The organism is Pseudomonas sp. MF6396, assembly GCF_002018915.1.
In the GTDB taxonomy this organism is placed as follows: domain Bacteria; phylum Pseudomonadota; class Gammaproteobacteria; order Pseudomonadales; family Pseudomonadaceae; genus Aquipseudomonas; species Aquipseudomonas palmensis.
The window spans coordinates 147,425-161,056 of sequence record NZ_MVOK01000003.1 but is presented as its reverse complement, the minus strand read 5'-3'; the positions used below and the strand labels follow the sequence as shown (position 1 = coordinate 161,056).

Here is a 13,632-nt window from a genome sequence, read left to right as displayed (position 1 = left end):
CAACCTATGGGAGCGGCTGTGGGGGCGGGCAGGCCCGCCACTGCGGTGTCTGCTCCCACAGACATCAAGAGCAGAGCGAGAGTGGATGTGAGCAAACGAGCCTTTAACTTCTGCGCAGGCCCTGCTGCGCTTCCTGAAGCTGTGCTGCAGCGTGCCCAGGCAGAAATGCTGAACTGGCGCGGCAAAGGCCTGTCGGTCATGGAGATGAGCCACCGTAGCGACGACTACGTGGCCATTGCCGAGAAGGCCGAGCAGGACCTGCGCGACCTGATGTCCATCCCCTCCAACTACAAGGTGCTGTTCCTGCAGGGCGGCGCCAGCCAGCAGTTTGCCGAGATCCCGTTGAACCTGCTGCCCGAGGGCGGTACGGCCGACTACATCGAGACCGGCATCTGGTCGAAAAAGGCGATCGAGGAAGCGCGTCGCTATGGCAACATCAATGTCGCCGCCAGCGCCAAGCCTTACGATTACCTGGCCATCCCGGGTCAGAACGAGTGGAACCTGACCAAGGACGCCGCCTACCTGCATTACGCCTCGAACGAGACCATCGGTGGTCTGGAGTTCGACTGGGTGCCGCAGACCGGTGACGTGCCGCTGGTGGTGGACATGTCCTCGGACATCCTCTCGCGTCCGGTCGACGTGTCGCAGTTCGGTCTGATCTACGCCGGTGCGCAGAAGAACATCGGCCCCAGCGGCCTGGTGGTGGTGATCGTGCGTGAAGACCTGCTGGGCCGTGCCCGCAGCAGCTGCCCGACCATGCTCGACTACAAGGTCGCGGCCGACAACGGCTCGATGTACAACACCCCGGCAACCTATTCCTGGTACCTCTCGGGCCTGGTGTTCGAGTGGCTCAAGGAGCAGGGCGGTGTCGCTGCCATGGAGCAGCGCAACCGCGCCAAGAAGGACCGCCTGTACGGCTTCATCGACAAGAGCGACTTCTATACCAACCCGATCAGCAGCAATGCCCGTTCCTGGATGAACGTGCCGTTCCGCCTGGCCGACGAGCGCCTGGACAAGGCGTTCCTGGCGGGCGCCGACGAGCGTGGCCTGCTCAACCTCAAGGGTCACCGTTCGGTGGGCGGCATGCGCGCCTCGATCTACAACGCCCTGGGCCTGGACGCCGTGGAGGCACTGGTGGCCTACATGGGTGAATTCGAGAAGGAACACGCCTGATGTCCGAACAGGAGCTCAAGGCCCTGCGCGTGCGCATCGACAGCCTCGACGAGAAGATCCTCGAGTTGATCAGCGACCGTGCGCGCTGCGCCCAGGAAGTCGCCCGGGTCAAGACCGCGACCCTGGCGGAAGGCGAGGTGCCGGTGTTCTACCGGCCCGAGCGCGAGGCGCAGGTGCTCAAGCGCGTGATGGAGCGCAACAAGGGCCCGCTGGGCAACGAGGAAATGGCCCGGCTGTTCCGTGAAATCATGTCGTCGTGCCTGGCGCTGGAGCAACCGCTCAAGGTCGCCTATCTGGGGCCTGAGGGCACCTTTACCCAGGCCGCGGCCATGAAGCACTTCGGCCATGCCGTGATCAGCAAGCCGATGGCGGCCATCGACGAGGTATTCCGCGAAGTGGTCGCCGGCGCGGTCAATTTCGGCGTGGTGCCTGTGGAAAACTCCACCGAAGGTGCGGTCAACCACACCCTGGACAGCTTCCTCGAGCACGACATGGTGATCTGCGGCGAAGTCGAGCTGCGCATTCACCACCACCTGCTGGTGGGCGAGAATACCAAGACCGACAGCATCAGCCGTATCTACTCCCACGCCCAGTCGCTGGCCCAGTGCCGCAAGTGGCTGGATGCTCATTATCCGAACGTCGAGCGGGTGGCGGTATCGAGCAATGCCGAAGCTGCCAAGCGGGTCAAGGGCGAGTGGAATTCGGCGGCGATCGCCGGTGACATGGCGGCCGGCCTGTACGGTCTGACACGCCTGGCGGAGAAAATCGAAGACCGTCCGGACAATGCCACGCGCTTCCTGATGATCGGCAACCAGGAAGTGCCACCGACCGGTGATGACAAGACCTCGATCATCGTTTCGATGAGCAACAAGCCGGGTGCGCTGCACGAACTGCTGGTACCGTTCCACGAGAACGGCATCGACCTGACCCGCATCGAGACCCGTCCGTCGCGCAGCGGCAAGTGGACCTACGTGTTCTTCATCGACTTCGTCGGCCACCATCGTGACCCGTTGATCAAGGCGGTGCTGGAGCAGATCAGCCAGGAGGCGGTGGCCCTGAAGGTACTGGGCTCGTATCCGAAGGCGGTGCTCTGAGGTATGCCAATGCGTGATGTTCTGAACAGGGTCCTGCTCCGTGGTTGAAGTCGTAAAGCAAGGCGGGCCCGTCATTGGCCGGCTGGTGGTGGTGGGCCTGGGCCTGATTGGCGGCTCGTTCGCCAAGGGCCTGCGCGAAAGTGGCCTGTGCCGCGAGGTGGTCGGTGTCGACCTGGACCCGCAGTCGCGCAAGCTGGCGGTCGAGCTGGGTGTGGTCGACCGTTGTGAAGAGGACCTGGCTGCGGCCTGTGTCGGGGCTGACGTGATCCAGCTGGCGGTGCCGATCCTGGCCATGGAAAAGCTCCTGGCGCGCCTGGCGCAGCTTGACCTGGGTGCGGCGGTGCTGACTGATGTGGGCAGCGCCAAGGGCAACGTGGTGCGTGCTGCGCGCGAAGCCTTTGCCGAGAAACTGCCGCGTTTCGTACCTGGCCATCCGATCGCGGGCTCCGAGCAGAGTGGGGTGGAGGCCTCCAATGCCGCCCTGTTCCGTCGTCACAAGGTGATTCTCACGCCGCTGGCAGAAACCGACCCGGCCGCCCTGGCGCTGGTCGATCGCCTGTGGCGTGCACTGGATGCCGATGTCGAGCACATGCAGGTGGAGCGCCACGACGAAGTGCTGGCGGCAACCAGTCATCTGCCGCATCTGCTGGCTTTCGGCCTGGTCGATTCGCTGGCCAAGCGCAATGAAAACCTCGATATCTTCCGTTACGCTGCCGGTGGGTTCCGCGATTTCACAAGAATCGCCGGAAGCGACCCGGTCATGTGGCATGACATCTTCCTCGCCAATCGCGAGGCTGTCCTGCGCACACTGGATACATTTCGCAGCGACCTCGACGCCTTGCGCGACGCGGTCGATGCAGGGGATGGGCACCAGCTGCTGGGCGTTTTCACCCGCGCCCGGGTTGCCCGCGAGCATTTCAGTAAAATCCTGGCCCGTCGGGCCTATGTGGACGCTATGAACTCCAACGACCTGATTTTCCTGGCACAACCTGGTGGCCGCCTGTCCGGCCGTATTCGCGTACCAGGCGACAAATCGATTTCTCACCGCTCGATCATGCTCGGCTCCCTGGCCGAAGGCACCACCGAGGTGGAAGGCTTCCTCGAGGGTGAGGATGCGCTGGCGACCCTGCAGGCGTTCCGCGACATGGGCGTGGTCATCGAAGGCCCGCACCATGGTCGCGTGACCATTCACGGGGTGGGGCTCAATGGCCTCAAGCCGCCGCCTGGCCCGATCTACCTGGGCAATTCGGGTACCTCGATGCGCCTGCTGTCCGGCCTGCTGGCCGCGCAGCCGTTCGACACCGTGCTGACCGGCGATGCTTCGCTGTCCAAGCGCCCGATGAACCGTGTGGCCAACCCGCTGCGCGAAATGGGTGCGGTCATCGAGAGCGCCGCCGAGGGCCGTCCGCCGATGACCATCCGCGGTGGCCATACGCTCAAGGCGCTGGATTACAAACTGCCGATGGCCAGTGCCCAGGTCAAATCCTGCCTGTTGCTGGCCGGCCTGTATGCCCAGGGCAAGACTACCGTCACCGAGCCTGCGCCTACCCGTGACCATACCGAGCGCATGCTGCGCGGTTTTGGCTACAGCGTGAGCGTCGATGGCCCTACCGCCTCGCTGGAGTCCGGTGGCAAGCTGACCGCCACCCACATCGAGGTGCCGGCCGATATCTCCTCGGCGGCCTTCTTCCTGGTCGCGGCCTCGATTGCCGAGGGTTCGGAGTTGGTACTGGAGCACGTCGGCATCAACCCGACCCGCACCGGTGTCATCGACATTCTGCAACTGATGGGCGGCGATATCACCCTGGAAAACCAGCGTGAAGTCGGCGGCGAGCCGGTAGCCGACCTGCGAGTGCGCGGCGCCAGGCTCAAGGGTATCGAGATTCCGGAGCACCTGGTGCCCCTGGCGATCGACGAGTTCCCGGTGCTGTTCGTGGCTGCGGCCTGTGCCGAAGGGCGTACCGTGCTGCGCGGCGCCGAAGAGCTGCGGGTGAAGGAGTCGGATCGCATCCAGGTCATGGCCGACGGCCTGCTGGCGCTGGGCGTGAAGTGCGAACCTACCCCGGACGGCATCATCATCGACGGCGGCAGCATCGGTGGTGGCGAAGTGCATGGGCATGGCGACCACCGTATCTCCATGGCCTTCAGTGTCGCCTCGCTGCGCGCTTGCGCGCCGATTCGCATCCATGACTGTGCCAACGTCGCCACCTCGTTCCCCAACTTCCTCGCGCTGTGTGCCGAAGTCGGCATCCGCGTAGCTGAAGAGGGCAAGTCGTGAACGCGCTGGCACCGGTCATCACCATCGACGGGCCTAGCGGTTCTGGCAAGGGTACCGTTGCCGGCATGCTGGCCCGCGAGCTGGGCTGGAAGCTGCTGGATTCCGGTGCTCTGTACCGCCTCCTGGCATTCGCCGCCGGCAACCACGGTGTCGACCTGACCAATGAAGAACTGCTGGTCAAGCTGGCCGCCCATCTGGACGTGCAATTCATCGCCGCCGAGCCGGGCAAGTTGCAGCAGATCATCCTCGAGGGGGATGATGTGAGCAATGTGATCCGTACCGAAACCGTGGGCGCTGGCGCATCGATGGTGGCTTCGCTGCCGGCGGTGCGTGATGCGCTGCTGCAGCGCCAGCGGGCGTTTCAGGAGTCTCCCGGCCTGATCGCCGATGGGCGCGACATGGGGACGGTGGTATTTCCAGGCGCGCCCTTGAAGATTTTCCTCACGGCCAGCGCCGAGGAGCGGGCGCGTCGTCGTTACTTGCAGTTGAAGGGCAAGGGCGATGATGTTAGTCTGTCGAGTCTGCTAGATGAGATACGTGCGCGTGATGAGCGCGACACCCAGCGCGCAGTGGCCCCGCTCAAGCCGGCGGCCGATGCAATCCAGCTGGATTCCACGGAATTGTCCATCGAACAGGTGTTGCAACGCATCAGAAGCGAGATCGCACTTCGCGATATCGCCTGATACAGGGCGGCATGCAGGGGCACCAGTCAACGTCCTGCAGGCTTTCCCTTTATATGAACGAAACCCACATTGTCTGGAATGTGGCTGATGGGCGTATGTCTCGCCCTAATCTACAGGAATTAAAATGAGCGAAAGCTTTGCAGAACTCTTTGAAGAAAGCCTGAAAACCCTCAACCTTCAACCAGGTGCGATCATCACCGGTATCGTTGTCGATATCGACGGTGACTGGGTTACTGTCCACGCCGGTCTGAAGTCCGAGGGCGTCATCCCGCTCGAGCAGTTCTACAACGAAGCTGGCGAGCTGACCATCAAGGTCGGTGACGAAGTTCACGTTGCGCTGGACGCGGTCGAAGACGGCTTTGGCGAAACCAAGCTGTCCCGTGAAAAAGCCAAGCGCGCCGAGTGCTGGATTGTTCTGGAAGCAGCTTTCGCCGCCGAAGAAGTGGTCAAGGGCGTTATCAACGGTAAGGTTAAAGGCGGCTTCACTGTCGACGTTAACGGTATCCGTGCGTTCCTGCCGGGCTCCCTGGTTGATGTCCGCCCAGTGCGCGACACCACCCACCTCGAAGGCAAAGAGCTGGAATTCAAGGTCATCAAGCTGGACCAGAAGCGCAACAACGTTGTCGTTTCCCGTCGCAGTGTCCTGGAAGCCGAAAACAGCGCCGAGCGCGAAGCTCTGCTGGAATCGCTGCAGGAAGGCCAGCAAGTCAAAGGTATCGTCAAGAACCTCACCGACTACGGCGCATTCGTTGACCTGGGCGGCGTTGATGGCCTGCTGCACATCACCGACATGGCCTGGAAGCGTATCAAGCACCCGTCGGAAATCGTCAACGTTGGCGACGAGATCGACGTCAAGGTACTGAAGTACGATCGTGAGCGTAACCGCGTTTCGCTGGGCCTGAAGCAACTGGGCGAAGACCCATGGGTTGCTATCAAGGCACGTTACCCAGAAAGCACCCGCGTCATGGCGCGCGTCACCAACCTGACCGACTACGGCTGCTTCGCAGAGCTGGAAGAAGGCGTGGAAGGCCTGGTACACGTTTCCGAAATGGACTGGACCAACAAGAACATCCACCCTTCGAAAGTCGTACAAGTCGGCGACGAAGTGGAAGTCATGGTTCTGGACATCGACGAAGAGCGTCGTCGTATCTCCCTGGGCATCAAGCAGTGCAAGTCGAACCCATGGGAAGACTTCTCTGGCCAGTTCAACAAGGGCGACAAGATCTCCGGCACCATCAAGTCGATCACCGATTTCGGTATCTTCATTGGTCTGGACGGCGGCATCGACGGTCTGGTTCACCTGTCCGACATCTCCTGGAACGAAGTGGGCGAAGAAGCCGTGCGTCGCTTCAAGAAGGGCGACGAGCTGGACACCGTCATCCTGTCGGTTGACCCAGAGCGCGAGCGTATCTCCCTGGGTATCAAGCAGCTGGAAGACGATCCGTTCTCCAACTACGTTGCTGTCAACGACAAAGGCGCTATCGTAAAAGGTATCGTTAAAGAAGTTGACGCCAAGGGCGCTATCATCACCCTGGCCGACGATATCGAAGCCACTCTGAAAGCTTCCGAAATCAGCCGTGACCGCGTTGAAGACGCGCGTAACGTCCTGAAGGAAGGCGAAGAAGTTGAAGCCAAGATCATCAGCGTTGACCGCAAGAGCCGCGTAATCAACCTCTCCATCAAGTCGAAAGACGATGCTGAAGAGAAAGAAGCAATCCAGAGCCTGAAAGCCGCTCCGGAAGCTGCCGCCGATACCACCATGGCTGCACTGCTGCGCGAAGCAATGGCCAAACAGAACTGAGTTCTGCTTGATCATTAAAAAGGGCGACTTCGGTCGCCCTTTTTTGTGCCTGCGATTCATGCCTGTTTGCCGATGAGTCTGCAGGGGGTCCCATGCCTTCCTGTGTTCCGCCAGGGCGCATTCGTCCATGTCAGGGCGAAGCAAATGCGCCAATCCCTTGGCCCGCCTCACCTGCGGGCAGCGGCACTCACTTGTCACCCTTGTGCGCAAATCTTGAAAATTTTATTAAGTCAAGAACCACCCTGTTCAAATCAGCTAGGGCGTGCTACAAACAGAGTAAGCAATGATCTAGCTGCTTGATAAAGAAGGGAAAAATATGACGAAGTCGGAGCTGATCGAACGTATTGTCACCCATCAAGGGCTGCTTTCATCGAAGGATGTGGAGCTGGCCATCAAGACCATGCTTGAGCAGATGTCCCAGTGCCTGGCTACAGGGGATCGAATCGAGATCCGCGGCTTTGGCAGCTTCTCGCTGCATTACCGGGCGCCGCGCCTGGGTCGTAACCCGAAGACGGGGCAGTCGGTGAGTCTGGACGGCAAGTTCGTGCCGCATTTCAAGCCCGGTAAAGAGTTGCGTGATCGGGTCAACGATGAGGAGGAGGGCGCATGATGGCCTCGAAGCAAGGAGCAAGTCATGCGTAACCTCAAGCGTGTAGTGCTGGCGCTGGTAGTGCTGGCCGTTGCGGCGGTGGTGCTGCTGTTTGTGCTGGAGAACCAGCAGTCGGTGGCATTGGTGCTGTTTGGGTGGGCTGCGCCGGCGTTGCCGTTGTCGGTTGTGGTGCTGGTTGCCTTGGTGGGTGGGTTGCTGGTTGGGCCGGTGATGGGGGCATATGTTGCAGTGCGTGCCAGAGGTCGCATGCGACGCAGTGGTCAGTAAATCGGGCCCGCGTGCATCCATCTATTATCCAAAGTGGAGCCTTCCTACAGCTACTGACTGAATTGCCCACGGGGCAGTGCCCGTGTTTTATGGAGTAATGGCCCTCCATAAAACACACCGGACAACGTGCCCTAATGATACATCCTACAGCCACCGAACACGGCGCCACTCAAGGTGCCACAGGCTCTTGCCATCAACTGCACCTAAACGCCAACTGCAGCATATTGATCGACTGCAGCCTGTTCCAGGCGGAAGCTGCATGCATTGACCTTCCTATAGGTGGCATTAAGGCGCCGCTGCTTACTCGCAATCACCTCGATAATGTAGGCCGTACTCCGGATTTGCTGTCTGCGGGTTTCAGTTGCCCGATTAATTTCAACCACCCTACCGCAAAGTTGCTGCCGTTGGTCCCAGAGGATGCGTTGGTCTTTGGTGCTGCCTCGGTCAAGCGCGATGTGGAGCGCGCAGTCAGCGCATTGAACGCATGATCGAACGGGCTATGGTGGGCACGGCACTTTGCTCATACCAGCTCTCAGTGCAGAGCGCACCCAGAAGCAGCTGTACGAGATCGAGGTCGTCCTGCATCTAGGTCATTGAGTGCAGATGAGCGACTGCGCTGTAACCGGCAGGCGGTAGATTGGCCGCAGTTACCGATCAATCTCGAGTCGCCACTAGCCAGCTTCTTTACCTAGGATTATCGCGAGCTCAATGAATTCTGGGGTGACGATGCGTGGCCAGCAACTGGAGTAGGGCAGGCGGCCCTTGCATTCTCGTCAGTTGATCACGATCGAAGCATGTCAGGGTGCGAGCCACCTGGCCATCACGGGCCTGCCTTGGGCAATAGCATATGTAAGGGTGAGCACATCGTGAATTACCTCAAAGCTATGCTTGGCGATTCGCGGCACTAGGAGTTTTTTTGGGGTATCAGGGCAAGGGTGAACCAGAGGCGTTGATTCAAGCCAGCGAAGATGCGCAAGGTGTCGTAACGGTAAATCTGGATTGCGAAATGCATGAAACAAAGGGCGAAGGTGGCGACCCTGAGTGGATATTCCGTGCATGCAGGGTTGGTCGAGTTTGTTACGGGCATGTAGGTGTGGCCTGAGCAGGTTCGGTTGGTGCGTGGGGGTACACGCGCAGAGCAGGCTTTTTGCAAGACTTTGATAGCATGAGTGCGGGGTGGTCGAGGTTGTAGTAGGTGAGAACTTGACGAGGAGTTGAAGGGAACTTCTTGGCTGATTGCGCGCTCGTATTTCGATGTGCCGCATCGGGCTGGCTGCGTACGAAAATACGTCAGATGGGCGTGCAGGTTTGATAAACGGCACTAAGCTATGGTTTGGTAACGAAATAAACCAAGTTGATGTGCAATTGATATCAGGCTTTCACGACTTGCTTTTTAGCTTGCACCGGTCTCAAACGAAAATTTGGGTTTAAGGAATTACATAATAAATGTCCAACCACCGTGAACGTGTCGTAAGAGATGACGAGATCGACTTGATTGAGCTGATCCGTGGGCTCTGGCAACAAAAGCTGCTCATCATTCTGACGACATTGGTTGTCGGTGGGGCGGCTGTAGCTTATGCGCTGCTGGCGACGCCGGTGTACGAGGCCAAGGTGTTCGTGCAGCCGCCATCGCAGAATGACATTGCGCATCTGAATTACGGACGTGGGGGAGATTCCGAGCTGGGAATGCTGACGGTGAAGGACGTCTATGATGTGTATGTACGTAATTTGCAGTCGGAGTCGTTGCGTCGTAGGTTTTTTCAGGACGTCTACCTGCCGGCACTGAGCGCTCAAGAGCGCCTAGGCTCCCAAGATGAGCTGTATGAGGATCTGAGCAAAGTGCTGAAAGTGACTATTGCGAACAAGGAAATTCCGACGCGTTTCGCTATTACTGTCAATATGCCAGACCCAAATCTAGCTGTTAGCTGGGCGGTGCAATATGGGGAAATGGCAGGGTATCGAGCAAAGCTCGAAATCCTAAAGGATCTCAAGGCAGATGCTTCAGTCAAAGCGAACAACCTTGAGCGTCAGATAACAACGGCGAGGGAAAATGCGAAGAGACTACGCGACGACCAGATTGCGCAACTGGAGGAAGCGTTGACGATTGCCAAATCGATTAACCTGGAACGACCGCCCATCATTTCTGGGAACCTCTCAACTGAGGTCTCCGCCGGGATGGATGGGGCCCTGACCTACATGCGAGGCAGTAAAGCACTACAGGCTGAAATTGAGAATCTGCAGAAGCGTGGCTCGGATGACCCTTTTATCAGCAACCTCCGTGAGCAGCAATCTCAGGAATCGTTCTATCGCTCTCTGGAAGTCGACCCTAGCGTAGTGGGGGTGTACCGCCAGGACGGCGCACTCGATTTACCTGATAGCCCCATCAAACCCAAAAGATTTATTGTCGTGTTTTTAGGCGTGTTGGCAGGTGCTGGGCTAGGAATCACATTGGCGCTTTTCCGTCGCGTCTGGTCGAGCACCCCAAAAAAATGACAAGCAACCGCTAATGTAAATCATTCCTGATTGCCGACTGTCAGGTGGCAACGTGCGCAGTTAGCTGGCACAATACTCTCGTCGCTTAGCGACAGGGATGATTTCGAGTGCTTAGTTCGGCGAAGGTGTCGATAGCGAAGAGTTGCGTGCCTGTTTCTGGGCGAATGTCTCTTTTTATTCAGGCGGACCTTCGTTTGGCAAGTATTTCTCGTATCCCCTCAGTAGTGACTAGCGACGAATTTGATATTCTGACCCTGTTGCAAGCGGTATGGCGCCAAAGAAAGCTCATTGTGATCTGCTCACTATTCTTTGGCGTGATTGGAGCGCTGTTCGCTTATACCGTCACGCCTGAGTATGAAGTCAGTACTATATTGCGTCCTGCTGCGCTGAATGAGTTGGACGCACTGAACCGTTCTGAAATTTACTCTTTGCCTCCAAGCACCGCATTGATTCGTGTCGGAGCGGCGCTCGACTCGTACGAAACACGTCTTGGTTATTTTCGATCTAACCCCGATTTGCAGGCTGCGTTCACCCGACCAGGATATACCGCAGAGCAGGCATTTGAAGACTTTAATCGCAATGCATTAAAGTTGGTACAGCCGGATCCAAAGAAAGCAGACTTGCTCAGTGCATATATCGGTTTCCAAATGCGATATCCAGAAGGGGTGCGCGGGCATGACGTATTGAACGAACTCGTCAACTACGCAATCGAAAACGAGCGTCGTCAAGTGTCAGATGACTTGAAAATTATCATCGGTAATCGGCTTAAGGAAGTGGATGCCAAGTTGGTAGCAGCGCGCGCAGATTATGATGCTACCAAAGAAAGCAATATCGCAGAGCTGCTAGAGAGCGACAGCCTCAGTCGTGCCTTGTTGCAAGATGAACTTAAGGCGCTGCGTGTACAACTTAAGCAGCGCCGGGAAGACCGAATTTCTGTGCTTGACGAAGCCATCAATATTGCGCGCTCGCTCGGACTGAAGAAGCCGTCGACCCCATCATCTATGGCTGATAGTGAAGCATCAGGCAATGTAATTCGCACTGAGGTCAACAACCAGCAAATACCACTTTACTTCATGGGTACCGATGCGCTTGAAGCGGAGCGTCAGGTATTACGTAAGCGCCGGTCAGATGACTTTGCTGATCCACGAATTGCGCAAATCCGTAGAGAGCTTTCGCTGTTGATCAGCAATCGGCAGGTTGAAGTGTTGCGCAAGCGTGAAAATGAAGAAATATTTCTGAAAGGGGTAGAGCCCCTGCGTGCTGAACGTATTCGACTGGAAAATATTTCCACGGACCTGAGCCAGTTACGCTTGGTGAGCATTGATCGATTTGCCGTCGAACCGGTTAATCCGGTCGCCCCCCAAAAACTTTTATGGATAGCATTAGGGCTGATACTGGGGGCGGGTATAGGTCTATTCCTCGCGATTCTACGCAATGCCGTCCATACTCGCCGCGGCAGTCAGACGCAGTCGGCCGCTAAGCCACATAGTGTAGCTGCCGATGCTCGCTCCTCTTTACCCGCACTGTAGAGATTAACGTCATTGAGGCGACGAGGGCGCAAGCCTGTAATGCTTCAATGGCTGAGACTAGCACTGCCGTCTCTATAGGTGATGCCATAATGATGGCGATAGCGTTGGGCAACACTGTTTGGCTAGGGCATCACGAGTAGCTGGTGTAGAATTTTTGCAGTGGTCCTCCGCGTATCCAGCAAGTCATCACCTTCCGCTTCGTTCGTTGGCATACTGGCTAGGTTTGACGACCAAATGATCAAGTAACCAGGGTACGTTCTGCCATGTATACCTCGGGAGGGAATTGGGCCGTTGTTAACACTCCTCTTGTTATGGGCGAGTGGAGAACGGACGGATGAGCCGCTGGGTGACGCTCACTGGCTTTCTGGAGCAGTGTCAGAGGCGTGCTCAAGTAGCCAAGGTGCGGAGCAGGGGAGAAAATTTGAACGCCCTGCAGTGTGGCGTACTTTTCATCGATTAATCATTAGGAAACTGGATTGCTTGTTCCGTTTCGTGGTGTTGAACGACAGTGGATTGATTTACTAGGTGAGTGACAGTGCGGTGGATGAGAATCTAGATAAAAAACTGGAAAGCAGCACTGCTGGATGGAAGCTGAAAGTCGATACACTAATAGTGCTTCTCATTTCGCTGACGCCTTTCAATTTATCAGTTGTTGATAAGACAGGCCTGGACACCGGGATTGACAACACGCTTGACAAGGTGGTCAGAGTCGCTTGGTTTTTATTTTGCATTCTTACGGTATGTTTGTTGAAGCCTAGATTGTTTCGCCGAGTGTTTGCTCATCCGTCTCCTCTCATGAAGCTTTTGTTCTGTTACATGATTATTCTGACGTTGAGCCTCGTAGTGAACGGCGTTGGAGTCACAGGTTTCTATCGGTTGTGCGAATATATTTTGCTTTTGTTTGCATTAGATATAGTTGATAAAACAATCAGGCTTGAAGGTCGGGACGCGGCGGTTAGAGTTTTCGCTGGTTGGGTGCAAATGGCAGCCGTTGCTATCGTGATAATGATAGCCATCGGACTAGTCATTTCCCCGAATCACTTTTATGCCTTGGAAACGCAAGGTCGTTTTCGCCTTGGAGGAAACGCATACAGCCCAAATTTTATCGGGATGGTATTCGCCTCTGGAATGTTGTCCAGTCTCTACTTGATGGGCAGGGCTCGCACCACGCTGAAAAAGTTTTTGATTCTAATGTGTTGCTTGTTTTTTGGCGTGGCATTGTATTTTACAGGAAGCAGAACGGCCCAGTTTTCCGTTGCAATTGCCATTTGTCTATGGGTTTTATTAAACTTTAATGTCATGGATAGAGCGTTGCTTTGCGCGGTTTGTATGATATTTGTCATCCCTTTATTATTACTTTTCTATGAGTTTTTTGTTGAGCGTTTATTGCCATTGATTGGGAAGGGTGAGCGGCCGCTGTATGACCTTCTGACGCTTAATAATCGAAGCGTTGTCGCGGAGGTCGGTCTGCAAGGCGCGTTAGATCATTGGTATCTAGGTGTCGGTTTTGTTGAGGGTGTCAAAGAGTATTACAGACTCAATTTCACTCAGAGTTATTGGCTGCCCCCCGCATACTCACAATGCGCTAATCGAAAGCTTTCTTTCCGGTGGTGTGCTTTCACTTCTGCTGATGTCTGTTGTTTTCTACAAGGCAGTGAAGCTTATTCTAAGGAATCTCGCCTGCAGGCAGAATAGTCCAGATAT

10 protein-coding genes are annotated in these 13,632 nt (G+C 56.8%); all 10 read left to right on the top strand.

The genetic code is table 11. The annotated features are described in order from the left end of the window. The first annotated feature begins 87 nt into the window (after positions 1-87). The 10 genes from serC (at position 88) to MF6396_RS04045 (ending at position 13,623) form a co-directional block, all read left to right on the top strand. Entirely contained in the window at positions 88-1,173 is a 1,086-nt protein-coding gene (gene serC, locus MF6396_RS04095; RefSeq protein WP_043862751.1) for a 3-phosphoserine/phosphohydroxythreonine transaminase, read from the top strand. Further along, positions 1,173-2,267 (top strand): prephenate dehydratase, encoded by a 1,095-nt coding sequence (gene pheA / locus MF6396_RS04090; RefSeq protein ID WP_043862677.1) that lies wholly within the window; start codon positions 1,173-1,175, stop codon positions 2,265-2,267. The genes serC and pheA overlap by 1 nt, the downstream gene beginning before the upstream one ends. A gap of 40 nt (positions 2,268-2,307) precedes the next feature. Next, positions 2,308-4,545, top strand: a complete 2,238-nt coding sequence (locus MF6396_RS04085; protein ID WP_078479773.1) for a bifunctional prephenate dehydrogenase/3-phosphoshikimate 1-carboxyvinyltransferase — start codon at positions 2,308-2,310, stop codon at positions 4,543-4,545. Continuing rightward, a complete protein-coding gene (cmk, locus tag MF6396_RS04080; protein ID WP_078479772.1) occupies positions 4,542-5,228 on the top strand; it encodes a (d)CMP kinase in 687 nt (228 codons plus the stop codon). The genes MF6396_RS04085 and cmk overlap by 4 nt, the downstream gene beginning before the upstream one ends. A gap of 124 nt (positions 5,229-5,352) precedes the next feature. Further along, positions 5,353-7,029 carry a 30S ribosomal protein S1 gene (rpsA, locus tag MF6396_RS04075; protein ID WP_043862680.1) on the top strand — a complete coding sequence of 559 codons (1,677 nt, stop codon included), beginning with the start codon at positions 5,353-5,355 and terminating at the stop codon, positions 7,027-7,029. 316 nt (positions 7,030-7,345) lie between these two features. Continuing rightward, positions 7,346-7,639, top strand: coding sequence for an integration host factor subunit beta (ihfB, locus tag MF6396_RS04070; protein WP_043862681.1), 294 nt, complete (start codon positions 7,346-7,348; stop codon positions 7,637-7,639). Between the two features lie 24 nt (positions 7,640-7,663). Continuing rightward, on the top strand, positions 7,664-7,906 hold the full coding sequence (locus MF6396_RS04065) for a lipopolysaccharide assembly protein LapA domain-containing protein (RefSeq protein WP_078479771.1): 243 nt from the start codon (positions 7,664-7,666) through the stop codon (positions 7,904-7,906). Between the two features lie 1,446 nt (positions 7,907-9,352). Then, positions 9,353-10,399 (top strand): LPS O-antigen chain length determinant protein WzzB, encoded by a 1,047-nt coding sequence (locus MF6396_RS04055; RefSeq protein ID WP_078479770.1) that lies wholly within the window; start codon positions 9,353-9,355, stop codon positions 10,397-10,399. 107 nt (positions 10,400-10,506) lie between these two features. After that, complete coding sequence (locus tag MF6396_RS04050; RefSeq protein WP_238596411.1) at positions 10,507-11,928, top strand: Wzz/FepE/Etk N-terminal domain-containing protein; 1,422 nt, start codon at positions 10,507-10,509, stop codon at positions 11,926-11,928. 525 nt (positions 11,929-12,453) lie between these two features. After that, complete coding sequence (locus MF6396_RS04045) at positions 12,454-13,623, top strand: O-antigen ligase family protein (protein ID WP_078479768.1); 1,170 nt, start codon at positions 12,454-12,456, stop codon at positions 13,621-13,623. Positions 13,624-13,632 lie beyond the last annotated feature (9 nt).